21 protein-coding genes are annotated in these 23,234 nt (G+C 56.9%); 11 read left to right on the forward strand and 10 right to left on the reverse strand.

Going from position 1 to position 23,234, the window contains the following annotated elements:
- Nucleotides 1–121 precede the first annotated feature (121 nt).
- On the reverse strand, nucleotides 122–1,807 hold the full coding sequence (gene alsS, locus F8R23_RS08695; protein ID WP_129936629.1) for an acetolactate synthase AlsS: 1,686 nt from the start codon (nucleotides 1,805–1,807) through the stop codon (nucleotides 122–124).
- A gap of 39 nt (nucleotides 1,808–1,846) precedes the next feature.
- The gene (gene budA, locus F8R23_RS08700; protein WP_112348748.1) at nucleotides 1,847–2,626 is read right to left on the reverse strand and encodes an acetolactate decarboxylase; all 780 of its coding nucleotides are present in this window, start codon (nucleotides 2,624–2,626) and stop codon (nucleotides 1,847–1,849) included.
- Nucleotides 2,627–3,063: 437 nt separating this feature from the next.
- Between budA and F8R23_RS08705 the strand changes: the two genes are divergently transcribed.
- Nucleotides 3,064–3,966, forward strand: coding sequence for a LysR family transcriptional regulator (locus F8R23_RS08705; protein ID WP_129936630.1), 903 nt, complete (start codon nucleotides 3,064–3,066; stop codon nucleotides 3,964–3,966).
- Here F8R23_RS08705 and eutC read toward each other — a convergent pair.
- Together eutC and F8R23_RS08715 are read right to left on the reverse strand one after the other, a co-directional pair.
- Nucleotides 3,945–4,736 carry an ethanolamine ammonia-lyase subunit EutC gene (eutC, locus tag F8R23_RS08710; RefSeq protein ID WP_129936631.1) on the reverse strand — a complete coding sequence of 264 codons (792 nt, stop codon included), beginning with the start codon at nucleotides 4,734–4,736 and terminating at the stop codon, nucleotides 3,945–3,947. The genes F8R23_RS08705 and eutC overlap by 22 nt on opposite strands.
- Nucleotides 4,733–6,118: an ethanolamine ammonia-lyase subunit EutB gene (locus F8R23_RS08715; protein WP_129939186.1), complete on the reverse strand. Its 1,386-nt coding sequence runs from the start codon at nucleotides 6,116–6,118 to the stop codon at nucleotides 4,733–4,735. The genes eutC and F8R23_RS08715 overlap by 4 nt, the downstream gene beginning before the upstream one ends.
- 141 nt (nucleotides 6,119–6,259) lie before the next feature.
- Between F8R23_RS08715 and F8R23_RS08720 the strand changes: the two genes are divergently transcribed.
- Complete coding sequence (locus F8R23_RS08720; protein ID WP_151415488.1) at nucleotides 6,260–6,808, forward strand: nucleotidyltransferase family protein; 549 nt, start codon at nucleotides 6,260–6,262, stop codon at nucleotides 6,806–6,808.
- A 58-nt stretch (nucleotides 6,809–6,866) separates the two neighbouring features.
- Nucleotides 6,867–7,343, forward strand: a complete 477-nt coding sequence (locus tag F8R23_RS08725; protein WP_129936634.1) for a FlxA-like family protein — start codon at nucleotides 6,867–6,869, stop codon at nucleotides 7,341–7,343.
- Nucleotide 7,344: 1 nt separating this feature from the next.
- Here F8R23_RS08725 and F8R23_RS08730 read toward each other — a convergent pair whose 3' ends face one another.
- Entirely contained in the window at nucleotides 7,345–8,265 is a 921-nt protein-coding gene (locus F8R23_RS08730; protein ID WP_099063645.1) for a LysR family transcriptional regulator, read from the reverse strand.
- Between the two features lie 95 nt (nucleotides 8,266–8,360).
- On the opposite strand from F8R23_RS08730, the gene F8R23_RS08735 reads away from it, so the two are divergent.
- Nucleotides 8,361–9,359 carry a bile acid:sodium symporter family protein gene (locus F8R23_RS08735; RefSeq protein WP_129936635.1) on the forward strand — a complete coding sequence of 333 codons (999 nt, stop codon included), beginning with the start codon at nucleotides 8,361–8,363 and terminating at the stop codon, nucleotides 9,357–9,359.
- Between the two features lie 36 nt (nucleotides 9,360–9,395).
- Here the strand turns inward: F8R23_RS08735 and F8R23_RS08740 are convergent, their stop codons facing one another.
- The 3 genes from F8R23_RS08740 to zipA form a co-directional block, all read right to left on the reverse strand.
- Nucleotides 9,396–9,611 carry a DUF3820 family protein gene (locus F8R23_RS08740; protein ID WP_099063643.1) on the reverse strand — a complete coding sequence of 72 codons (216 nt, stop codon included), beginning with the start codon at nucleotides 9,609–9,611 and terminating at the stop codon, nucleotides 9,396–9,398.
- Nucleotides 9,611–11,632 carry an NAD-dependent DNA ligase LigA gene (gene ligA, locus F8R23_RS08745; RefSeq protein ID WP_151415489.1) on the reverse strand — a complete coding sequence of 674 codons (2,022 nt, stop codon included), beginning with the start codon at nucleotides 11,630–11,632 and terminating at the stop codon, nucleotides 9,611–9,613. Before ligA ends, F8R23_RS08740 begins: the two co-directional genes overlap by 1 nt.
- Before the next feature lie 78 nt (nucleotides 11,633–11,710).
- Nucleotides 11,711–12,706, reverse strand: a complete 996-nt coding sequence (zipA, locus tag F8R23_RS08750; protein ID WP_129936637.1) for a cell division protein ZipA — start codon at nucleotides 12,704–12,706, stop codon at nucleotides 11,711–11,713.
- A gap of 221 nt (nucleotides 12,707–12,927) precedes the next feature.
- On the opposite strand from zipA, the gene cysZ reads away from it, so the two are divergent.
- The 5 genes from cysZ (at nucleotide 12,928) to crr (ending at nucleotide 17,827) form a co-directional block, all read left to right on the forward strand.
- Nucleotides 12,928–13,689, forward strand: coding sequence for a sulfate transporter CysZ (gene cysZ / locus F8R23_RS08755; RefSeq protein WP_099063640.1), 762 nt, complete (start codon nucleotides 12,928–12,930; stop codon nucleotides 13,687–13,689).
- A 183-nt stretch (nucleotides 13,690–13,872) separates the two neighbouring features.
- Nucleotides 13,873–14,841, forward strand: a complete 969-nt coding sequence (cysK, locus tag F8R23_RS08760; RefSeq protein ID WP_099063639.1) for a cysteine synthase A — start codon at nucleotides 13,873–13,875, stop codon at nucleotides 14,839–14,841.
- Between the two features lie 395 nt (nucleotides 14,842–15,236).
- On the forward strand, nucleotides 15,237–15,494 hold the full coding sequence (gene ptsH / locus F8R23_RS08765; protein ID WP_004936458.1) for a phosphocarrier protein Hpr: 258 nt from the start codon (nucleotides 15,237–15,239) through the stop codon (nucleotides 15,492–15,494).
- Nucleotides 15,495–15,540: 46 nt separating this feature from the next.
- Entirely contained in the window at nucleotides 15,541–17,268 is a 1,728-nt protein-coding gene (gene ptsI, locus F8R23_RS08770) for a phosphoenolpyruvate-protein phosphotransferase PtsI (RefSeq protein ID WP_129936638.1), read from the forward strand.
- A 49-nt stretch (nucleotides 17,269–17,317) separates the two neighbouring features.
- Complete coding sequence (gene crr, locus F8R23_RS08775; protein WP_085118019.1) at nucleotides 17,318–17,827, forward strand: PTS glucose transporter subunit IIA; 510 nt, start codon at nucleotides 17,318–17,320, stop codon at nucleotides 17,825–17,827.
- A 75-nt stretch (nucleotides 17,828–17,902) separates the two neighbouring features.
- Here crr and F8R23_RS08780 read toward each other — a convergent pair whose 3' ends face one another.
- Both F8R23_RS08780 and F8R23_RS08785 read right to left on the reverse strand, forming a co-directional pair.
- Nucleotides 17,903–19,225, reverse strand: coding sequence for an ATP-binding protein (locus tag F8R23_RS08780; protein ID WP_151415490.1), 1,323 nt, complete (start codon nucleotides 19,223–19,225; stop codon nucleotides 17,903–17,905).
- 5 nt (nucleotides 19,226–19,230) lie between these two features.
- A complete protein-coding gene (locus F8R23_RS08785; RefSeq protein ID WP_012146164.1) occupies nucleotides 19,231–19,911 on the reverse strand; it encodes a response regulator transcription factor in 681 nt (226 codons plus the stop codon).
- A 175-nt stretch (nucleotides 19,912–20,086) separates the two neighbouring features.
- On the opposite strand from F8R23_RS08785, the gene F8R23_RS08790 reads away from it, so the two are divergent.
- Together F8R23_RS08790 and F8R23_RS08795 are read left to right on the forward strand one after the other, a co-directional pair.
- Nucleotides 20,087–21,280, forward strand: a complete 1,194-nt coding sequence (locus tag F8R23_RS08790) for an efflux RND transporter periplasmic adaptor subunit (protein WP_129936640.1) — start codon at nucleotides 20,087–20,089, stop codon at nucleotides 21,278–21,280.
- Between the two features lie 2 nt (nucleotides 21,281–21,282).
- Nucleotides 21,283–23,232 (forward strand): MacB family efflux pump subunit, encoded by a 1,950-nt coding sequence (locus F8R23_RS08795; RefSeq protein ID WP_170287979.1) that lies wholly within the window; start codon nucleotides 21,283–21,285, stop codon nucleotides 23,230–23,232.
- Nucleotides 23,233–23,234 lie beyond the last annotated feature (2 nt).

Raw genomic sequence — 23,234 nt, forward strand, 5'->3', positions numbered from 1 at the left:
AAAAACAGACTCGATGGATACCAATAAATCATGCAGTTAGGGATGTAAAGAACAAATTCTGAGCATGTAAAACGGGGAGTGCCAAAGACGGCATTCCCCGTGGTTTAACGACTTGTTGAAATTAAATCATCTGGCTGAAATTCATCTGCGCCATCAGTTTGTAGTTGTCGGCGTAATCCACCGGAATGGCCACCACGACTGGCCCCTGAATTTCCATCGCCTTACGCAGCATGGGCCGCAAGTCCTCCACCGACTGCACGGCAAACCCGACCGCACCGCAGGCCTCGGCATAGGCTTTAAAGTCAATGGGGCCGAATTCCACCCCGGATTTACGCTGGTATTTGTTCACCTCCTGCATTTCCACCATGTTGTAGGCGTTATCCACCCAAATCACGTGCACGATGTTATTTTTCAGTCGTACCGCGGTTTCCAGCTCCATGCTTGACTGCATAAAACCGCCGTCGCCGGATATCGACACAACTTTATCCCCCGGGCGCACCAGCGCCGCACCGATGGCCCACGGCAACGCCACCCCCATGGTCTGTTGGCCGTTGGAAATCAGTAGCTGGCGCGCGCGGAAACTGTAAAGGTAACGTGCAATCCAGATGTGGAAACTGCCCATGTCCACGCACAGCGTCACGTCGTCGCTGACAATGTCCTGCAACTCTTTCACGATGCGCAACGGGTGGATCGGCATACCGCCGCGCCGTGCGGCACGTTCCGCCAATTCATTGCGCTGACGTCCCAGATCGCTGAGGATCAATTCCACCTCCGCCGGTACGCTCACCACGCCGTTAAAGGCTTCGGTCATCATGTCGAGAGTGGCGCTGATATTGCCCACCAGCTCGACGTCCGGGCGATAGCAGGTGTCGATGTCCGCCGGCAGCACGTCGATATGCACCAGTTTCAATCGGCCCTGGCTGTTCCACATGCAGGGATCGTATTCGATCGGCCCGTAGCCGACGCTGACCACCAGATCGGCCTTCTGCAATAGCTGGTCGGCGGGTTGGTTGTTGAACAGCCCGACGCGCCCGGCAAAGCGCGCGAAGTGATTGACGTCGATCACCCCGGCCGCCTGATAGGTGCCCACCACCGGCATATGGGTGCGATGCAGCAACTGACGCACCGCCTCGCTGTTTTCCGGACGGCTGGCCTGTAGGCCTAACAGCAGCACCGGGCATTTCGCCTGTTGGATCAGTTTAACCGCCGCACGAATATCCTCGGCCGCCGCTGCCCCCATGCGCGGCAATCGGCACCCCGCCAGCACCGGCGCACTGACCGGCTCATTGACGATGTCCATCGGCAGGCTGACGAACGATGCCCCCGGACGGCCAAACTCGGCGTGGCGGAAAGCATTGGCGATCACTTCCGAAATCGCCGAACCGGCATGCACCTCGGCGCAATACTTGGTCACCGGCCGGAACATGCTGACGGTGTCCATGCTCTGGTGGGTTTGCTTCTGGTTATCGGCACGTTTCACCGCCCCGCCAAACGCCACCACCGCATCCCCTTCAGAGGTGGCGGTCGCCAGCCCGGTGATCAGATTGGAACTGCCCGGTCCGGAGGTCACCAGTGCCACCCCGGCCTTGCCGGTCAAACGCCCGACCGCCGCCGCCATAAACGCGGCGTTGGCTTCGTGACGCACCACCACCGTTTCTATCGAGGGGGCGTCCTCCAGCGAATCAAATACCCGATCAATCTTGGCTCCCGGGATGCCAAATACGTAGTTAACACCCTGCGCTTCCAGATTTTTCACCACTAAATCTGCGCCGCACGCCCAGTTATGGTCTGTTTTTGCCTTGCTCATGGAATACCTCCTGAAAATTAACCCAAGACTGTCGCGGACTTAACCCTCGGCAGAACGAATTGCGCGGTCCAAATCCTCTGGACAGAGGTCGGCGCGCAGGAAATCCGCATCATGCGGCAACTGAAGATTGAGACGGGTGATCACGCCAAATTGCAGGCGACCGTGGTTGAGCTGGTAATCCAGCACGTGGCCGCCGCCGTTGCGATCCTCGGTGACAAAATGTTCGTGATAACCGGCCACGCCAATGCCTTGCATATAGTCAGGCGAGCGGAAACCGACCAGGGTGCCCTGGCAGTGATGAAAGGCAAAGGTTGGCTGCTCCTCTATCGCTTCCAGCATCGGGCGATAGGGGCGTTCCTGGCGGGGTACGGTGCGGGTTTCCACGTGGCTGAATTCGCCGTCAACGCGTACCGCGCAGAACAGATTTGGTGAAGCCACCTGTTCGTCAATGCACTGGTGCAGTTGCGCCTTGGTGATCGGGCGATCAAAGTTTTGGGTAACGCTCGGTTGGAAAAAGGTGACAACGGCAAACGGGGTTTTCTGCTGCAGACTGGCCGGCCGCGCACTGCCGTCGGCGCGCAACTGGTGAATTTCCTTGTCGAAGGCGATCAGTTCGCCGTCAAGGTGATTGAAGGTGCCCAGGCCGAAGTTACCGTGCCGGAGCAATTCGGCAATAGTGACCTCCCCTTCGTAAACACCGCTGATTAACGCGCTCATCAGCGAGATTTGGTAGATCTCGCCCTCCCCAACGCTCAGCGACTGCCTGGCAAACCCTTGCGCCAAATGCTGCGCACAGGAACACCCGTGGTCTTCGTTCATAAACTACTCCTCCACCAGCGCGGAGTGGAATGCCCCGCGCGTTCAAAAATGCTCACCTGAAGGTGAGCAAAGATGTCACCGGCGACGCGTTCAGTTGGAACGATTCAGCCAACGATGACAAAAAAACCGGCACGGCAGGCCGGTGACACCCAAGGTCAACAACGGTTTAGCTTCACTAATCATTGTTGTTAAACAGGGTGCCAAATTGAACGGTTAGTCTGGTGTTGAAGCAGTTATCAATACCGCAGGCACACGGCGGAGCCTGGGGAAAACAAGCTATCTGAAGTTCTAAAAACCGCGTGCTTTATGCATTCTTGCTCTGTGCGGTGAGCTCACGGCACGTTCTTATCCGCCGTAAGCACCCAAAAAGAGTAGCCGCATCGCGACGGACGGAGAACCAGGTATTCATAAGAAACGCTTTTGCATATAATGCAAAGATGAATGACGCTCGCTATGTTGAACATCTGCCGATATTTCTCGAAGTGGCCCTGTTGGGCAGCTTCTCCGCCGCCGCCCGCAAGCTGGGAATGGTGCCGTCTTCGCTGGTGCGCCACGTTGATGCACTGGAAAGTGCCTTGGGCGCGACGCTGTTTATCCGCTCAACGCGCGGTCTGATGCTGACGGACGCCGGGGAAATGCTGCAGACGCGAGCCACCACGCTGCTGACGGACATCAGCGATATCCGTGCCGAACTGACTTCGCTGAGCGACAGGCCGCAAGGCACCTTGCGCATCAGTTGCCTGCCGACCTTTGGCAAAACCTATATTCTGCCACTGTTGCCGACGCTGGCTGAACGCTATCCGCAGCTATTTGTTGAGCTGGATTTGACGGAACGTCAGACCGATCCGACCCAGGAACTGCTGGATGCCGCCATCCGCATCGGCGAGCAAAAAGACAGTGGGCTGTATGCCAGCCGGATAGCTACCCAGCGCTGGATGATGTGCGCCAGCCCTGATTATCTCGCGCGCTATGGCCGCCCAGCCGACCTGAACGCCTTGCCGGAACATCGGCTGATAGCCCGCTACCACAAGCAACAGCCGGCCTGTTGGGCACAAATTCTCAGCGCTCCGTTGATGGATCGCTGCAATCTGGTATTGCGCTGTGATGACTTTACCGCTCAGCGCGAGGCGGCGCTGCTGGGGCTGGGGATCACCTTTTTACCCAACTGGGTCGTCGGGCCGGATATTCAGGCCGGTCGGTTGCTACCGCTGCTGGAAGATCCGCGGCAGGAGCAACAGGGGATTTATCTGCTGCGGCCGCTGGCGAAGGTGTCCACACGGCTGAATCTGTTTATTACTCTGCTCAAGCAAAGTATCGGTCAGCCGCCGAGTTGGGAGTGAAGCGGTGATACCTTGCCATACAACGCCGGGTTGTCACTTTCGTCTTTCAGCTCTATTCCGGTCAGGCGGCGCTGGAAAGCCTGCTCCAGCAGCCACGCCAATTTAAACGCCGCCTGCGGGTAATCCAGCCCTTCCGGACGCACGTTGGAAATGCAATTACGCTCCGACTCACGCCGCAGGGTGTTCGGCCCCCAGGTGAGGTAGATCCCCAGGCTGTCCGGCGATGACAGACCCGGCCGCTCGCCGATCAACATCGCCACCGTTCTGGCCCGCAAACATTCACCAATATCATCCCCCAACGCCACCCGCGACTGATGGGCCAACACCACCGGTGCGACCGAGAGCCCCAATAGGTCGAGATAAGGCCGCAGCGCCTGCAACAACGGCAGCGCCTGACGATGTACCGCCTTGGAGGACAAACCATCCGCCACCACCAGCAGTAAGTCGGCCGGCTTGTCCGACAGACCCTGCAGCAGGCTGCGGCTGTCCGCGGCCAACCGACGCCCCAAATCCGGTCGACTGAGATAAGCGGTACGATCGGCCGCCTGGCTGTGCACCGTCAAGGTTTGCCAGCCCTGATGCTGTAAAGCGCTGGCCAGCGTATCGCTGTCGAACGGCTGGTGCACCGCATCACGCGCCTGCGCATGCGCCAGGCCAAATTTAAGCAGTTCCTCGGTGGGCAGGCTGGCGCCGGTGCGCCCCAGCGCAATACGCGCATCGGTAAAGGCACGCATCGCATCCCAACTATTAACATGGACCGGCTTGCTCATGGTTGCTCTCCCTGTAACGCCAGCAACAACGGGTGATTGGCGGCGGTGTCGCGCAGTCGCCCCAGATCGTCGGTGATATGCATTTTCGTCAGCCAGTCGGCGAACTCCGGCGCATGCTTGAGCCCCAGCAGTTCGCGGATATACAGCGCGTCGTGGAATGAGGTACTTTGGTAATTGAGCATGATGTCATCCGCCCCCGGAACGCCAATCAGGAAGGTCAGCCCGGCGGTGGCCAACAGCGTCAACAGCGTATCCATATCGTCCTGATCCGCCTCCGCGTGATTGGTGTAACACACGTCACAACCCAGCGGCAGGCCGAGCAATTTACCGCAGAAATGATCTTCCAGACCGGCACGAATGATCTGTTTGCCGTCGTACAGGTACTCCGGCCCGATAAAGCCGACCACGGTGTTGATCAGCAATGGCGAGAAATGTCGCGCTACCGCATAGGCGCGTGCCTCACAGGTTTGTTGATCAACGCCGTGGTGCGCATTGGATGACAAACAACTGCCCTGCCCGGTTTCGAAGTACATGACGTTATGACCCAAAGTGCCACGATTGAGGCTCAGCGCTGCCTGCTGCGCCTCCGCCAGCAGGGCCAGATTTATGCCAAAACCGCTGTTGGCCGCCTCGGTACCGGCGATCGACTGGAACACCAAATCCACCGGCGCGCCACGCTCGATCAGGCGCAGCGTATTGGTGACGTGCGTCAACACACAGGATTGGGTAGGAATGGCGAAACGCTGGATCACGTCGTCCAGCATATAATTGAGTTTCTCCAGCAGCGGCAGGCTGTCGCTGGCCGGGTTGATGCCCACGACCGCGTCACCGCTGCCATACAGCAAGCCATCAAGCATGCTGGCCGCAATGCCCTGCAGACTGTCGGTAGGATGGTTCGGTTGAAGCCGCACGCTGAGGTGGCCCGGCAGGCCAATGGTGTTGCGAAAACGCGTGATCACCCGGCACTTTTTGGCCACCAGGATCAGATCCTGATTGCGCATCAGTTTACTCACTGCCGCCGCCATTTCCGGCGTAATGCCGGCGGCCACCCGCGTCAACATCAGGCTGTCCGCCTGCTCGCTCAGCAGCCAGTCGCGAAAGTCGCCCACCGTCAGATGCGAAATCGGCGCAAAGGCCAATACGTCGTGGCTGTCGATAATCAGCCGTGTCACCTCATCCTGTTCGTACGGCACCAGCAACTGCTGGAGGAACGTTTTCAGCGGCACCTCTGCCAGCGCAATGCGCGCCGCCATACGTTCCTCTGCGCTGTCCGCCGCCACTTCCGCCAGATAGTCGCCGGAACGGGCCGGTGACGCCTTGGCCATCAACTGGCGTAAATCACTGAAACGGTAGCTGCGCCGGCTAAGCGTTGCCTGATACATAGTGTCCCCTGTTCTATCCTGAATGCTCACCTGAAGCTGCAAACCCTGTACCAAGTGTAGTCAGTCGGCCAGCGAATATATTCGCTCGCTGTTTCACCTACGGGCACTTCAGGTTACAGTAGCCGCAACAAAGGAGAGGTAATGACCCGGCAACAGAGAATTATCCAGTGGTTACAGCAAGATAGTGCAAGAATGGCGGCATTGCGCACCGCACGGCGGCTTGGTCTGAATGACTGGTGCCTGGGGGCCGGTTTTGTGCGTAATCTGGTGTGGGATCGGCTGCACGGTTACACCACGTCAACACCGCTTAACGACATCGACGTGATCCATTTTGATCCACAACGCCCGGAAGCGGAGCGTGACCAAATGCTGGAAACGCGACTGCAAGAGTGGTTGCCGCAGCCGTGGTCGGTGAAAAACCAGGCGCGTATGCACCTGCGCAGCGGCCGGGCGCCCTATCTTAACAGCGAAGATGCCATCAGCTATTGGACCGAGCGGGAAACCGCGGTGGGCGCACGTCTGAACGCTGACGACAGCATCCAACTGGTCGCGCCATTCGGCCTCGACGGGTTGTTCGATGACACCATCACCTTCAATGCCAAAAACGGCGACCTCAGTGCTTATGAACAACGGGTAGCCAGCAAAAGCTGGTTGCAACACTGGCCACGCCTGCGGCAAATCCGCGGGTAAAGTTTTCCCCCGCGCAGCCGATACCCTGAGCAGCAGAATCAAACTCAGGGAGAGTATTATGTCGACCAGCATTACCATGATTGTCCCGGTGAAAAACACCGTACCCGGCATCAGCAAGGTTTTTAGCGCCCCCGGTAACGAAGGCCAGTTGCTGATGGCCAAACCGGTCAACCAGCAGCCGGAAGGCGGCAAGATGAAAGAAACCAAGGAAGCGGGCGGTAGCGATCAGGTAAAAGTGGCCGACAGCAGCGCCTCGGCACGGATCAAGTCGCTGAACAAACAAATCCAGGATCTGCAACAGAAGCTGGTGGATCTGAAAGACTCGGATGCCGATCCCAAAGAGATAGAAAAGCAGAAACAGTTGATTCAGGCGCAGATCAAAATGCTGCAGGCCGAAATCGCGCGGATTCAGAAAGAAGAGATGGAAAAACAGCAGGCAGAGCAAATGACCAAAACGGCTGACAGCGTTACCCCCGCCAAAGGCGACGGCATCAACCGCCCGACCGCGCTTAACGCCGTGGATGTGTATATTTAACTCAGTAATCCGCCTGCCGTTGGCGCTGCTGCTGCAACAACGCCGCCTGCTGTCCCACCACCTGCCAGATGACCTCTGCCGCCGGTGTCAGCGAGCGGTTTTTACGCCGCACCAGCATCAGCGCGCGGTTGATTTCCGGCACCAGCCGCCGAACCTTCAGCTGGCCCCCTTCCGGCAAGGGTAATGCCAACGCCGGAAAAATACTGATGCCGATACCTGCCGCCACCATCGGAAACAACGTAGCCGGGTGGCCAATCTCCTGCACCACCGTGGCTTCCACCCCTTGTTGGCGCAGTGCGCTGTCAATCAACGGTCGGCTGCCGGAGGCATAATCCTGCAACACTAAACGACTGCCGTTCAGCGCCGACCAGTGCACTTCGGGCAATTCGGCAAACGGATGATCGTTACGGCACAGCAGCAGGAAAGGTTCGTGCAGGATCGGTTCACAGTCCAGATCCAACGCCTGCACCGGATCGACCACGATGCCAAAATCGACCTCGGCGTTGCGAATGCTGTGCAGCACCTGCTGTTGCGCCTGGTCACGCAGCATAATGCGGATCTCCGGATACTGCTTTTCCCCTGCGGCGATACATTGCGGCATCAGGTGCGCAGAGATGGTCTGGCTCGACGCCACCCGCACCGTACCACTGCGTAGCACGCCAAAGCTGCGCGCATCCAGCAATGACGACTGTAATTCATCCAGCAATCGTTCAACGCGGTTGGCCAACCTCTGCCCGGCATCGGTCAGCAGCACTTCGCGGGTAGTGCGATCGAGCAGGCGCACGCCGATTTCCGCCTCCAGCTCTTTTACGCTGTGACTGACCGCCGACTGGGTCAGGCCAATCGCCTCACCGGCCCGGCTGAAACTGCGGTGCCGAGCAATGGCGACAAAAACCCTGAGTTGTTTAATCGAGTAATTCATGTTTTTTATTCATAAATGAATTAAATAAATCAATTTAATTATTATATCCCGTCGCGCGACAATGGGCGCATTGATTTTTCTTCGAGTATGCCGCCATGAGATTTTTGCCCGATCGCTTTACCCTGACGCTGATCGCCACCGTGCTGCTGGCTTCGTTCCTGCCGGCGCGCGGCGAGTTCGTCGGTTGGCTGAACGCGTTGACCATCGCTGCCATCGCCCTGCTGTTCTTTATGCACGGTGCCAAGCTGTCTCGCGAAGCCATTCTGGCCGGCAGCAACAACTGGCGGCTGCACCTGTGGGTGATGTTCAGCACCTTTATTATTTTCCCGACGCTCGGCGTGCTGTTTAAATGGTGGTCGCCGGTCAACGTCAGCCCCGAGTTGTATTCCGGTTTTATCTACCTGTGCATTCTGCCCGCCACCGTGCAATCGGCCATCGCCTTTACCTCACTGGCGGGTGGCAACGTGGCCGCTGCGGTGTGCAGCGCGTCGGCCTCGAGCCTGCTGGGGATTTTCATCTCGCCATTGCTGGTCGGGCTGTTGATGAACGTGCACGGTGAAACCGGCAGCCTGCAACAAGTGGGTTCCATCGTGCTGCAACTGCTGGTGCCGTTTGTCGCTGGCCATCTGTCACGGCCACTGATCGGCAAATGGATCGAACGCAACCGCAAGCTGATCGGCAAAACCGACCAGACCTCGATTCTGTTGGTGGTGTATGCCGCCTTCAGCGAGGCGGTGACGCACGGCATCTGGCATCAGGTGGGCCTGGGTTCATTGGTGTTTATTGTGGTGGGCAGCCTGGTGCTGTTGACTATTGTGCTGGTGGTGAACACTTATATGGCACGCTGGCTGGGCTTTAATAAAGCCGACGAAATCACCATTGTGTTCTGCGGCTCGAAGAAAAGCCTGGCGAACGGCATCCCGATGGCCAATATCCTGTTCCCGGCCGCGACCGTGGGGATTATGGTGCTGCCGTTGATGGTGTTTCATCAGGTGCAGTTGATGACCTGTGCGGTATTGGCTCGGCGTTATCAGAAGAAACAGCAGGAAAAGCAGTCGGCGCTAAGCGCAGAAGCAGAAACCGTACGGGGATAATAAAATGGGCGCGGCACAAATACCGCGCCCGGCAACTCAAGTTCTCTTCAGCGGCTTGACCAGGTGGTCGAGCCCTTCGATTTTAATCGCCAACGTCATTTCCATCAGCATACCGAGTTTCCCCTGTGGGAACTCCCCTTTGCGGGCAAACCACAGCAGGTATTCTTCCGGCAGGTCAATCAACACTCGACCCTGGTACTTGCCGAACGGCATCAGGGTGTTGGCGATCTCGATCAGATTCTCTTTTTCCATCAGACACCCAACAGGCGGACCATTTCCGCCTCGTCGATGACCGCGATGCCCAGCTCCTGCGCCTTCACCAGCTTGGAGCCCGCCGCTTCACCGGCAATCACCAGATCGGTTTTCTTCGATACGCTGCCGCTGACCCTGGCGCCCAGTGCCGTCAGGCGATCTTTGGCCTCGTCGCGGGAAAGCTGGCTCAACGAGCCGGTCAGCACTACGGTTTTACCGGCGAACGGGCTGTCGATCTCTTCCGCCACTATCACCACCGGAGCCGGCCAGTTAATGCCGATTTCGTCGCTGACCAGTTCCTGGATTACCTGCTGATTAAGTTCTTCGTCGAGGAAGTGACGCGTGTGCTTCGCCACCACCTCGCCCACTTCCGGCACCTGTTTCAGTGCCTCAATATCAGCAGACATCAGTTTATCCAGCGAACCGAAATGTGCCGCCAGATTGGCCGCCGTGGCTTCGCCGACTTCACGGATACCAAGCGCGTACAGGAAACGGGCAAAAGTGGTCTGCTTAGATTTTTCCAGCGCGTTAACCAGATTCTGCGCCGACTTCGGCCCCATGCGGTCCAACCCGGTCAGTATACCGGCGGACAGACGGAACAGATCGGCCGGATTCTTCACGTACTCTTTTTCGACCAGTTGCTCGATGATCTTGTCGCCCATGCCGTCGACATCCAATGCCCGACGGGAAACAAAGTGCTTCAGCGCTTCTTTACGTTGTGCAGCGCAGATCAACCCGCCGGTGCAACGTGCCACCGCTTCGCCTTCCACTCTCTCAACGTCGGAACCGCATACCGGACAATGCTGTGGGAATACGATTTCACGCGCATCCGCCGGACGGCGTTCGGTCATCACTCCCACCACCTGCGGGATCACATCACCGGCGCGGCGTACAATCACCGTGTCACCAATACGCAAGCCCAAACGTTCAATTTCGTCGGCGTTATGCAGCGTGGCGTTGCTGACGATCACCCCGGCAACCAGCACCGGCTCCAGTCTCGCCACCGGCGTAATGGCACCGGTACGGCCAACCTGGAATTCCACCTCACGCACTAGCGTGATCTGCTCCTGCGCCGGGAATTTGAACGCCGTCGCCCAACGCGGTGCACGCGCCACAAAACCGAGCGTTTCCTGCAGGTCAATATCGTCGATTTTCACTACCACGCCGTCGATATCAAACCCGAGTTGCGCGCGATCCTGTTCTACCTGGCGGTAAAATGCCAGGACTTCGTCGCTGCCGGTACAGCGTTTGGCACGATCGCTGACCGGTAAACCCCAGTCTTTGAATTGCATCAGGCGCTGCCAGTGACTGCGCGGCAACTCGCCGCCTTCCAGCAGGCCAACGCCATAACAGAAGAAAGTCAGCGGGCGTTTAGCGGTAATACGCGGGTCAAGCTGACGGATCGATCCGGCAGCAGCGTTACGCGGGTTGGCGAAAATTTTACCGTCCTTGCGACGCGCCTCTTCGTTCATCTGCTCGAAACCGGCCTGCGGCATAAACACTTCGCCACGTACTTCCACCCGACGCGGGATATTGTCACCGGTCAGTCGCAGCGGAATGGCGCGGATAGTGCGTACGTTAGAGGTAATGTTTTCACCGGTGGTGCCGTCGCCACGCGTGGCCGCGCGAACCAGCTCGCCCTCTTCGTAAAGCAGGCTGACCGCCAGACCGTCCAGCTTCAACTCGCAGCAGAAGGTCAGCGGGTCGCTGCTCTTCAGGCGATCCTGCACTCGCTTATAGAACGCCAGGAAGCTTTCTTCGTCGAAGACGTTGTCCAGCGACAGCATCGGCACTTCATGACGCACCTGATCGAACGCCGCCAGCGGGGCTGCGCCCACACGCTGAGTCGGTGAATCTGCGGTGATCAGCTCCGGGTTTGCGCTTTCCAGTGCACGCAGTTCCCCCATCAGGCGATCGTATTCCGCATCCGGCACTTCCGGCGCGTCCAGCACATGATATTGATATTCGTGATGGCGCAGTGAGGTTCGTAGTTGATTGATTTGTTGGATTATCGATTCCATGGCTCACCATCAAAGATAAAAAACCCCCGGCAGGCGGGGGCTTTGTTGTTACGGATGTTCAGTGCGTGTGGCCGTCGATCAGGCGTTGTTTTCCAACACTTCACGAAGGCGCGCTTTGTAGGTTTCCAGCTTTTGCGGGGTCATCATGCGGCGCTCATCGTCCAGCACCACACCACCCACATCGTCGGCGATCCGCTGTGCCGACTGCAGCATCAGTTTGAAGTTCTGATTAGCGTCGCCATAAGACGGCACCATCATAAACATCGACACGCCCGGCGTAGAGAAATCGGACATCATCTCAGGATCAAAGGACCCCGGCTTAACCATATTCGCCAGGCTGAACAGCACAGGACCGCTGCCCGCAGGACTGATATGGCGATGGAAGATACCCATTTCACCAAACTGGAAGCCCGCCTGCAGTACGCTCTGCAGCAGAATTTCGCCGCCGATCACGCCACCCTGATGTGCGGTAACGTGCAGCACCAGTACGGTTTCTTTCAGTTTAGCCTTGATGGCAGCAGGCGCTGGCTGAGGCTCGTGTGCCACGGCTGGCTTCACTTCCGGCTGCGGCTGTTGAGCAGGTTCGGCGTGGAATGCCGGCTCTGCTACTGGTGCCACAGGCGGGAGATCGTCAACGCGCGGTTCACGGCGTGGCGCAGGCTGCTGCGGCTCGTCGTCTTCGTCCTGCGCGTAATTGTCCAACAGAATGTCATCATAATCCGGCCGCTGAGACAGCGGTGGCGGAGCCTGATGAGCAGCCGGTTGAACGGCACGCGGTGCTGGCTCAGCCGCCGGAGCGGGCTTGGGCGCAACCACGGGTTCTTCGCGAGCGGCATCAAAATGACCAAAGGACGGCTCATCTTCCGGGTGAGCGGAGCGTACACGCACCTCTCCCACACCTTCATCGAGTTCGTCGATCGGGGATTGTTCACGTTCCTTTTTGGAACGTTTGGCTGGGCGATCGCGAAAAAGCGATGAGCGTTCCTTACGACTGGTCCAAAGACCATGCAATAACAACGCTATTATGGCGATCGCGCCAACAACGATTAATATCAGACGCAAATCCTGCATCATTGCTATCTCTGTTGTTCCAATACATTGCCACCGCGGCAAACATTCACTCTTTAACTCTATTTGCCCGAGCACACAAGTGCAAGTCCGTGCTGAACTTTATGCCAATAAAGATGATTATACTGCCTTTTTTTGCTGTTTTTTCAGCCAATGTCACCCTAGCCAGTAGAAAATCATCCCGATATGATAGCTAAGCCTGTTCAGACAAAGAGATAACTTAAGATATGTCCTATACGCAGTCACCTTCTCACTCCACCAACGGCCTTCATTATTTTGCCGAAGGCTGGCGCCTGATTTCGCGCCCGGGGATTAAACGCTATGTCGTATTACCGTTACTGGTCAACGTACTGCTGATGGGGTCCGCCTTCTGGTGGTTGTTCAGCCAGCTAGGGGATTGGATCCCAAGCATGATGAGCCATGTCCCCACCTGGCTGCAGTGGCTTAGCTATTTGCTGTGGCCGCTGGCGGTCATTTCCGTCTTGCTGGTGTTCAGCTATCTGTTCAGCACCATCACCAACCTGATTGCCGCCCCGTTTTGCGGCCTGCTGGCCGAACACCTGGAGGGCAGCCTGACCGGCAAGCCGCTGCCGGACACCGGCATCTTCGGCATTGTGAAAGATTTGCCGCGCATTATGGCGCGTGAATGGCGCAAACTGGCCTACTACCTGCCGCGCGCGCTGCTGCTGCTGATACTCTATTTCATTCCGGGCATTGGCCAGACGGTGGCGCCGGTGCTGTGGTTCCTGTTCAGCGCCTGGATGCTGGCGATCCAGTATTGCGACTACCCGTTCGACAACCACAAGGTGAGCTTCGCCGATATGCGCCGCGCACTGCGCCAGCATAAAACCGACAACCTGCAGTTTGGCGCGATGGTCAGCCTGTTCACCATGATCCCCATCCTTAATCTGGTGATCCTGCCGGTCGCGGTTTGTGGTGCTACTGCAATGTGGGTCGATCGTTACCGCCCACAATTCGTTCGTTCCTGAGTCGTTTTACTGACCGTTTCACGATTAATTCTTCGACAGGGCGCGCAATCTGCGCCCTTATCCTTGTGCTTAAAACTTATTTCCTAATAACATATAGATATACCAATTCTTTACTTCCCTGCCGGTACTGTTAGCGTATGCTTTCGACGTTCCCCACATTTTCATAGAGTTAAAGGACGGGCTATGAGCAAGATATATGAAGACAACTCATTAACAATCGGCCATACGCCGCTGGTTCGTCTGAACCGTATCGGCAACGGACGCATTCTGGCCAAGGTTGAATCACGCAACCCCAGCTTCAGCGTTAAATGCCGCATCGGTGCCAATATGATTTGGGACGCAGAAAAACGCGGCGTACTGGTTGCCGGCAAAGAACTGGTGGAGCCAACCAGCGGCAACACTGGTATCGCACTGGCGTTCGTCGCCGCAGCGCGCGGCTATAAGCTGACGCTGACCATGCCGGAAACCATGAGCATCGAACGCCGCAAGCTGCTGAAAGCGTTGGGCGCCAATCTGGTGCTGACCGAAGGCGCTAAAGGCATGAAAGGCGCGATCGCCAAGGCGGAAGAAATTGTCGCCACCGATCCCAACCGCTACCTCATCCTGCAACAGTTCAGCAACCCGGCTAATCCGGCGATTCATGAACAAACCACCGGCCCGGAAATCTGGGACGACACCGATGGCGAAGTCGACGTTTTCATCTCCGGCGTCGGTACCGGCGGTACGCTGACCGGTGTCAGCCGCTATATAAAGAACACCAAGGGCAAGGCGATTACCACCGTGGCGGTGGAACCTACCGACTCCCCGGTGATCACCCAGGCGCTGGCCGGTGAAGAAATCAAACCGGGTCCGCACAAAATTCAGGGCATCGGCGCCGGCTTTATCCCCGGCAACCTGGATCTGGATCTGGTCGACCGCGTTGAGCAAGTCACCAACGACGAAGCCATCAGCATGGCGCGCCGTCTGATGGACGAAGAGGGCATTCTGGCGGGCATTTCTTCCGGCGCAGCAGTGGTTGCAGCGGTGAAACTGGCTGAAGAGCCCGAGTTCGCCGACAAGACCATCGTGGTGATTTTGCCGTCCTCCGGGGAGCGCTATTTGAGCACCGCTTTGTTCGCCGATTTGTTCACCGAACAAGAATTACAACAGTAGTGCCAACCGCGCACTAATCGCTAAAAAAGCACCTCCCGGGGTGCTTTTTTGTGGACTGGATCAAAGTTTATAGCAGTCAAAGATTGATTTTACCCGCCAGCTTTAGTATTTAACGGTGCATTATTTCGATGCGCGAAATTAATCACCCTTCATTTCTGGTTTAAGCTGAATCGATTTACTCATTTGTCGCCAAGGCGTTAAACACGGCATAATGGAGAGCGGATTAAAACGACGATGGAAGCCGAATTTTTTGATCTGAAGTGCCTAACTCGTCGTTTTCTGTTGCATCAATGCTCGCCCCTGTACCATAGTCAGGCGCTAACCAGACAAGCTAAAGTCATACCCTTGGGCTAAACTTTAGCTCCACAACACACCAATAAGTTGGGGAAACATCAATGTTCCAGCAAGAAGTTACTATTACCGCTCCGAATGGTCTGCACACTCGCCCTGCCGCTCAGTTCGTGAAAGAAGCCAAAGGCTTCACGTCTGACATCACCGTAACCTCCAACGGTAAAAGCGCTAGCGCCAAAAGCCTGTTCAAACTGCAAACTCTGGGGCTGACTCAAGGGACCGTAGTGACCATCTCCGCTGAGGGTGAAGACGAGCAGAAAGCCGTTGAGCACCTGGTAAAACTGATGGCAGAGCTTGAGTAATCGGCCCGTCTTCTTAGTTAACACCAGTCAAGAGTAAGGTAGGGTTATGATTTCAGGCATTTTAGTATCACCGGGTATCGCTTTTGGTAAGGCTCTCCTACTGAAAGAAGATGAAATTGTCATCAACCGGAAGAAAATCTCTGCAGACGCTGTAGAGCAGGAAGTCCAACGTTTTCTTGATGGCCGCGCCAAGGCATCCGTGCAGTTGGAAGCGATCAAGACCAAAGCTGGCGAAACCTTCGGCGAAGAGAAAGAAGCTATCTTCGAAGGCCATATCATGCTGTTGGAAGACGAAGAGCTTGAGCAGGAAATCATAGCCCTAATCAAAGATGATCTGGCTTCTGCGGACGCGGCTGCCTACACCATCATCGAAGGCCAGGCGAAAGCGTTGGAAGAACTCGACGATGAGTACCTGAAAGAACGTGCGGCCGACGTACGTGACATCGGTAAACGCCTGCTGCAGAACATTCTGGGCCTGGCTATCGTCGATCTAAGCTCAATCCAGAACGAAGTGATCCTGGTAGCTACCGATCTGACGCCGTCTGAGACCGCACAGTTGAACCTGGACAAAGTGCTGGGCTTCATTACCGATCTCGGCGGTCGTACTTCCCACACCTCCATCATGGCTCGCTCCCTGGAATTGCCGGCAATCGTAGGCACCAGCGACGTGACCAAGCAGGTGAAAAACGACGACTACCTGATTCTGGACGCGGTTAACAATAAAATTTACGTTAACCCAACCGCTGACGTTATCGATCAGTTGAAAGCCGAACAGAACCAATATCTGACCGAGAAAAACGATTTGGCCAAGCTGAAAGATCTGCCGGCGATTACGCTGGACGGTCATCAGGTTGAAGTCTGTGCCAACATCGGCACCGTGCGCGACGTCGCAGGTGCAGAGCGCAACGGTTCTGAAGGTGTCGGCCTGTATCGTACTGAATTCCTGTTCATGGACCGTGACTCACTGCCAACCGAAGACGAGCAGTTCCAGGCCTATAAAGCCGTTGCGGAAGCCGTAGGCTCACAGGCTGTGATCGTCCGCACCATGGACATCGGCGGCGACAAAGACCTGCCGTACATGAACCTGCCGAAAGAAGAGAACCCGTTCCTCGGCTGGCGCGCCATCCGTATCGCCATGGACCGCAGAGAAATCCTGCACGCCCAGCTGCGTGCCATCCTGCGCGCCTCCGCGTTCGGCAAACTGCGCATCATGTTCCCGATGATCATTTCCGTGGAAGAAGTCCGCGATCTGAAAGGTGAAATCGAGACGCTGAAAGCGCAACTGCGTGAAGAAGCCAAGGCATTTGACGAAACAATTGAAGTGGGCGTGATGGTGGAAACACCGGCCGCGGCAGTGATTGCTCACCACCTGGCGAAAGAAGTCGACTTCTTTAGTATTGGGACAAACGATCTTACCCAGTATACTCTGGCGGTAGATCGCGGCAACGAGCTGATTTCTCATCTCTATAACCCGATGTCCCCATCAGTGCTTAGCCTGATCAAACAGGTTATTGATGCATCTCACGCAGAAGGCAAGTGGACCGGTATGTGCGGTGAACTGGCTGGCGATGAGCGTGCTACACTGTTGTTATTGGGCATGGGGCTGGATGAGTTCAGCATGAGTGCGATTTCAATCCCGCGCATCAAGAAAATTATTCGTAATACAAATTTCGAAGATGTGAAGGCGTTGGCAGCGCAAGCCTTGGCACAGCCAACGGCGCAAGATCTGATGAATTGCGTGAATAAATTCATCGAAGAAAAGACGCTCTGCTAAACTTCCACGACACTGGAACGCCGCCCAATTTAATGCTTAGGAGAAGATCATGGGTTTGTTCGATAAATTGAAATCTCTGGTTTCTGATGACAAGAAAGACACGGGCACTATCGAGATCGTAGCTCCACTTTCTGGCGAAATCGTTAATATCGAAGATGTACCTGACGTAGTATTCGCTGAAAAAATCGTTGGCGACGGTATTGCTATCAAACCAACGGGCAACAAAATGGTTGCTCCGGTTGACGGCACTATCGGTAAAATTTTTGAAACCAACCATGCTTTCTCTATCGAATCCGACAGCGGCATCGAGCTGTTTGTCCACTTCGGTATCGACACCGTTGAACTGAAAGGCGAAGGCTTCAAACGCATCGCTGAAGAAGGCCAGCGCGTCAAGAAAGGCGATGTGGTCATCGAGTTCAATCTGGCCCTGCTGGAAGAGAAAGCCAAGTCTATCCTGACGCCGGTCGTTATCTCCAACATGGACGAGATCAAAGAGCTGATCAAACTGTCCGGTACCGTGACCGTTGGCGAGACCCCGATCATCCGCATCAAGAAGTAATAGCGAATGAACGCAAGAACGGCGCCCTCGGCGCCGTTTTTTATGTCTGTGATTTGTGCAACGTCGCGATAGCGATTAACTCCAGCGTGGAATGCGTAGGGTAATCACCAGCCCTTCCTGTTCGCCGTTGCGCGCTTCAACCTGGCCGCCATGTGCCAGTACCACCTTGCGGGTGATCGCCAGCCCCAACCCGTAGCCCTTGCCCGACATCGCCGATTTCACCCTGACGAACGGATCAAAGATACTCGAAAGCTTCGACTCTTCCACTCCCGGCCCCTGATCGCTGACCTCAATCTGGAACCGTTGCTCGATACGCGTTAGCACCACCGTCACCCGCTGTCCGTGGCTGGAGAACCGTAACGCGTTACGCACGATATTATCCACCGCACGTCGCATCAGTTCGGCATTGCCCTTGACGGTGTAATCCACGTCCGAACTGGCCTGCAGCACGATTTCCACCCCAGGGATCTGGGCTTCATAACGCGCATCGCTCACCACCGCGTCCACCAGCCCGTACAGATCGAAATACTCTTCATCCGGCAGGCTGTTGCTCTCGGCACGTGACAGCGCCAGCAGTTCGCCAATCATTTTATCCAGCCGCCCTGCTTCATGCTCAATGCGCTGCAGCGAGTTCTCTACGTTGCCCTCATTCTGCCGCGCCAGGCCAATCGCTAATTGCAAACGGGCCAGCGGCGAACGCAGCTCGTGCGAAACATCGTGCAGCAACTGCTCACGGGCGCTGACCAACAGTTCCAGCCGTTCGGCCATGCTGTCAAAGTCACGCGCGACCTCAGAAAGTTCATCATGCCGTCGGCGCATCGCCGGGAACAAACGTACCGACAAATCCCCCTGCGCCACGCGATCAAAACCGTCACGCAGCTTGCGCATTGGCCGGGTCAGGTTCCAGGCCAGCACCGCACTGAACAACAGCCCCGCCAGCCCCCCAACCCAAAGCATTGGCGCGGGAATATTGAAGAAATGCGAACGCTTGTTGGGACGATACTCTTCCCGCAGGCCACGCATGTCGTAACTCAGCCAATAGCCGTTACCGCCCTCACCTTTTACCCAGGCGGTGATCGCTTTCGGCATCCGACGGCCTTCAAACACCGGCTCCTCGGGTTCTGGTGCCGGTGGCTGCGGCATGGGGGTCACAGACAGCAAACGTCGGTCATCATCTGACCAGTCTTTCAGCATCGCATTCAGCGCAGGCATGCCACCGCTGCGCAGTTGGGTGGCGGCCGACGTCAATTGCAGCGTGATCACCCGCCGGGCCATGGCATTTTCCGGCGGTTCGTAGCGATCGCCATACAAGGAAAAAGCGACCCACAGCGCCTGGGTCATGATGATAAAGGTCAGCCAGAAGCCGAGCAGGATTTTCCAGAAGAGTCTTCCGCGCATGGGCATTATCGGATGCGATAGCCGATGCTGCGCACCGTTTCAATACTGAGCGCGTTATCCGTCAACGCCCCCAACTTCTGGCGAATGTTGCTGATATGCACATCAACGCTGCGATCATAAGCTTCGCGCGGGCGGCCTAACCCTTTTTCTGACAGCTCATCTTTTGATACCACACGCTCGGGCGCACGCAGCAACAGCTCCAGCAGGTTGAACTCGGAAGCGGTCAAATCGAACGCCTTGCCGCGCCATTCACTGCTGCGGGTCGAAGGGTTAAGGGTCAGCTCACCAAAATTAATCGCAATCTCGTCGTCCACTTCATCCGGACGCTCGTCAAAACGGCGCAGTACCGCACGCAGGCGCGCCACCAGCTCACGGGGATAGCATGGCTTGGGCATATAGTCATCGGCGCCCATTTCCAACCCGATAACCCGATCGATATTGTCGCCTTTTGCCGTCAGCATAATGATTGGCATGCGGCTCTTTTTACGCACGTCACGCAGTACGTCGATGCCGCTCATGTCCGGCAGCATAATGTCGAGGATCATCGCGGTGTAATCGCCTGACAGCGCGCCTTCTACCCCCGCCTTGCCGGTTAGCACCAGCGTGGCGTTAAAGCCTTCGCCGGTCAGGTACTCACTCAGCATGGTGCCGAGTTCGAGGTCATCATCGACCAATAAAATTTTCATGCCTTGCTCCTTCGCGGATTTTCGCCATTTTCACGCCTATTTGTCTGCTTCGCAGCCGGTTTTACTCAATCCTTACATATTCCTGAACGCCACTTAACCGCAGCCTGAGCGACGGCGCGTTAAATTAGTGCCAACAGATTTTTGCCGCGCTTTTATGCCAGGGAATCCCATCGTCATGCCATCGTTTCAACGCTCAAAACGCTATCTGCTGCCCACCGTTATTGTGGCTGCTATCGCCTTATTTCTCTACTTCAGGTCGCAAGGCGGCGAAGAAACTCCCCGTTATATCACTGCGGTGGCGCAAACGCGCGAGCTGGAACAAACGGTGTTGGCCGATGGCACCATCGAGGCGCAAAAGCAGGTCAGCGTCGGTGCCCAGGTCTCCGGCCAGATAAAGGCTCTGTACGTGACGCTGGGCGATAAAGTGCATAAGGGGCAATGGGTGGCTGAGATTGACGACTTAACGCAGCAGAACGCCCTGAGGGACGCAGAAGCGGCATTGAAAAACATTCAGGCCCAACGCGCTTCCAAGATGGCGGCACTGCATAACAATCAGCTCGCTTATCAGCGTCAGCAGGCCATAGTGGCGCGCGGCGTTGGTGTGCGGGCAGATTTAGACAACGCCCAGGCTACGCTGATTGCGACCCGCGCTGACATCAATGCGCTGGACGCGCAGACGGTTCAGGCGCAGATCGCAGTCAATACCGCCCAGGTCAACCTCGGTTACACCAAAATCACCTCGCCGATCGACGGTACTATCGTCGCCCTGCCGGTGGAGGAAGGTCAGACGGTGAACGCGGTACAGAGCGCACCGACCATCGTCAAAGTCGCTCAACTGGCGACCATGACCATCAAAGCGCAAATCTCCGAAGCCGACGTGGTGAAGGTGAAAACCGGCATGCCGGTCTATTTCACCATCCTCGGCGAGCCGGGCAAGCGCTACCGCACCACCCTGCGGGCGATAGAGCCGGCACCGGATTCCATCAATGACGACACCACCTCGTCCAGTACCAGTAGCTCCAGCAGCACTTCCAGCACCAGTACCGCGATTTACTACAACGGCCTGTTTGACGTAGCTAACCCGGACGGCGCGCTACGCATCTCCATGACCGCGCAGGTGTATATCGTGCTGGCCAAGGCAGCAGACGCGGTGGTGATCCCCGCCACCGCATTGCAGGGTAACTGGGTACAGGTGGTGGATAAACAAGGTAATATCGCCCGCCGCCCGGTCAAGGTCGGCATCAATAACAACGTTGATGCGCAGATTATCAGCGGCGTGTTGGCCGGCGAGCAAGTAATTGTCAGCCAGGTCAATACCTCGACTAAAAGCAGCACCCGGCGTATGGGCCCGCCGCCGATGGGGATGTAATCATGAACCAACAGCCTCTGCTGCAACTGCATGGCATCAGCCGCCATTTTCAGGCCGGTGAACAAACCGTGACGGTGCTGAACAATATCAACCTCACCATTGGCCAGGGCGAAATGGTGGCGATAGTGGGAGCTTCCGGCTCCGGTAAATCGACGCTGATGAACATCCTCGGCTGCCTTGACCATCCCAGTGAGGGCGATTATCAGGTGGCGGGTCGCAGTACCGGGCTACTGGATCGCGATAGCCTGGCTGAACTGCGCCGCGAACACTTTGGTTTTATCTTCCAGCGCTACCATCTGCTGGGCGATCTTAGCGCACAGGGCAACGTGGAAGTCCCGGCAGTTTATGCGGGCCATGCGCGTAGTGCACGCCGACAGCGCGCCGCCGATTTGTTGCAGCGGCTTGGTTTGGCACAACGGCTGGACTACCGTCCCAGCCAGCTCTCCGGCGGCCAACAGCAACGAGTCAGCATCGCCCGTGCATTGATGAACGGTGGCGAAGTGATCCTGGCGGACGAACCGACCGGCGCGCTGGACAGCCACAGTGGTCAGGAGGTGATCGGCATCCTGAAAGACCTGCACGCCCGCGGCCACACGGTGGTGATCGTCACCCACGACATGCAAATCGCCGAGCATGCCCAGCGCATCATCGAGCTTAGCGACGGCGAAATCATCGCCGACCGGCAGAAAAGCGCCCAGACCGTCGCACGCCTGCCAAAGATGCCGGCTAGCACCAGCAGTCGTTGGCAATCACAACGCGACCGCCTGCGTGAGGCATTCAAAATGGCGCTGCTGGCGATGGCTTCCCAACGTCTGCGCACCCTGCTGACCATGCTTGGCATTATTATCGGCATCGCCTCGGTGGTATCGGTGGTGGCGCTGGGCAAAGGCTCCCAGCAGCAGGTGCTGGCGAACATTAATGCCATGGGGACCAGCACACTGGAGGTCTATCCGGGCAAGGATTTCGGCGATATGCGTTCTGCCGCAGTGCAAACGCTGCGCGCCACCGATGCCGACGCGCTGGCGCAGCAGAACTATGTGCACAGCGTGACGCCGACCGTTTCCAGCAGCACCACTTTTCGCTATGGCAATCAGTCGGTCAGTGGCACGGTCAACGGCGTTGGCGAACAGTATTTTCTGGTGCGCGGCTACCACATTGACAGCGGCATGGCGTTTAACCGCCAGAGCGTCGATCATCTGATGCAGGAAGCGGTGATCGACGAAAATACCCGCGACAAACTGTTTCCCCACGGCGTCAATCCGCTGGGTGAAGTGATCCTGCTCGGTTCGTTGCCGTGTCGCATTATCGGCGTCGCCGCCAAAAAACAGAGCGGCTTCGGGAGCGATGAAAACCTCAACGTCTGGATCCCCTACACCACCGCCATGAAACGCATGCTGGGCCAGAGCTACCTGAAAAGCATTACCGTGCGGGTTAACGACGATATCGATCTCACCAGCGCCGAAGACGGTGTCACTCGCCTGCTGAGCCAACGCCACGGCGGCAAAGACTTCTTCGTGATGAACACCGACAGCATCCGCCAGACCATTGAACAGACCACCGCCACCCTGACCTTGCTGGTGTCGATGATCGCGCTGATTTCACTGGTGGTCGGCGGTATTGGGGTGATGAATATCATGCTGGTGTCGGTCACCGAGCGCACGCGTGAAATTGGCGTCCGCATGGCGGTGGGTGCCCGTGCCAGCGACATCATGCAACAGTTCTTGATTGAGGCAGTGCTGGTGTGCCTGCTGGGCGGCGCGCTGGGGGTCTTGTTGTCACTGGCGATCGGCCTGGTGTTCAGCCAATTCAGCGACAACTTCAAGATGGTTTATTCCACCGGATCAATCGCCGCCGCTTTTATCTGTTCGACGTTGATTGGGGTGATTTTTGGCTTCTTCCCGGCGAAACGCGCCGCCGGGATGGATCCGATACATGCGTTGGAAAGGGAATAACA

The sequence above is a fragment of the Serratia proteamaculans genome (genome assembly GCF_008830365.1).
GTDB classification, from domain to species: Bacteria; Pseudomonadota; Gammaproteobacteria; order Enterobacterales; family Enterobacteriaceae; genus Serratia; species Serratia proteamaculans.

Excerpts from the sequence above, each read along its gene's own strand:
- eutC (WP_129936631.1), bottom strand. The coding sequence starts at position 4,736 with ATGAGCAAGCCGGTCCATGTTAATAGTTGGGATGCGATGCGTGCCTTT.
- budA (WP_112348748.1), bottom strand. The coding sequence starts at position 2,626 with ATGAACGAAGACCACGGGTGTTCCTGTGCGCAGCATTTGGCGCAAGGG.
- ligA (WP_151415489.1), bottom strand. The coding sequence starts at position 11,632 with ATGGAATCGATAATCCAACAAATCAATCAACTACGAACCTCACTGCGC.
- zipA (WP_129936637.1), bottom strand. The coding sequence starts at position 12,706 with ATGATGCAGGATTTGCGTCTGATATTAATCGTTGTTGGCGCGATCGCC.
- F8R23_RS08705 (WP_129936630.1), top strand. The coding sequence starts at position 3,064 with ATGAATGACGCTCGCTATGTTGAACATCTGCCGATATTTCTCGAAGTG.
- alsS (WP_129936629.1), bottom strand. The coding sequence starts at position 1,807 with ATGAGCAAGGCAAAAACAGACCATAACTGGGCGTGCGGCGCAGATTTA.
- F8R23_RS08740 (WP_099063643.1), bottom strand. The coding sequence starts at position 9,611 with ATGGAAAAAGAGAATCTGATCGAGATCGCCAACACCCTGATGCCGTTC.
- cysZ (WP_099063640.1), top strand. The coding sequence starts at position 12,928 with ATGTCCTATACGCAGTCACCTTCTCACTCCACCAACGGCCTTCATTAT.
- F8R23_RS08790 (WP_129936640.1), top strand. The coding sequence starts at position 20,087 with ATGCCATCGTTTCAACGCTCAAAACGCTATCTGCTGCCCACCGTTATT.
- ptsH (WP_004936458.1), top strand. The coding sequence starts at position 15,237 with ATGTTCCAGCAAGAAGTTACTATTACCGCTCCGAATGGTCTGCACACT.
- ptsI (WP_129936638.1), top strand. The coding sequence starts at position 15,541 with ATGATTTCAGGCATTTTAGTATCACCGGGTATCGCTTTTGGTAAGGCT.
- F8R23_RS08725 (WP_129936634.1), top strand. The coding sequence starts at position 6,867 with ATGTCGACCAGCATTACCATGATTGTCCCGGTGAAAAACACCGTACCC.
- F8R23_RS08730 (WP_099063645.1), bottom strand. The coding sequence starts at position 8,265 with ATGAATTACTCGATTAAACAACTCAGGGTTTTTGTCGCCATTGCTCGG.
- F8R23_RS08735 (WP_129936635.1), top strand. The coding sequence starts at position 8,361 with ATGAGATTTTTGCCCGATCGCTTTACCCTGACGCTGATCGCCACCGTG.
- F8R23_RS08785 (WP_012146164.1), bottom strand. The coding sequence starts at position 19,911 with ATGAAAATTTTATTGGTCGATGATGACCTCGAACTCGGCACCATGCTG.
- F8R23_RS08780 (WP_151415490.1), bottom strand. The coding sequence starts at position 19,225 with ATGCGCGGAAGACTCTTCTGGAAAATCCTGCTCGGCTTCTGGCTGACC.
- F8R23_RS08795 (WP_170287979.1), top strand. The coding sequence starts at position 21,283 with ATGAACCAACAGCCTCTGCTGCAACTGCATGGCATCAGCCGCCATTTT.
- F8R23_RS08720 (WP_151415488.1), top strand. The coding sequence starts at position 6,260 with ATGACCCGGCAACAGAGAATTATCCAGTGGTTACAGCAAGATAGTGCA.
- F8R23_RS08715 (WP_129939186.1), bottom strand. The coding sequence starts at position 6,118 with ATGTATCAGGCAACGCTTAGCCGGCGCAGCTACCGTTTCAGTGATTTA.
- crr (WP_085118019.1), top strand. The coding sequence starts at position 17,318 with ATGGGTTTGTTCGATAAATTGAAATCTCTGGTTTCTGATGACAAGAAA.
- cysK (WP_099063639.1), top strand. The coding sequence starts at position 13,873 with ATGAGCAAGATATATGAAGACAACTCATTAACAATCGGCCATACGCCG.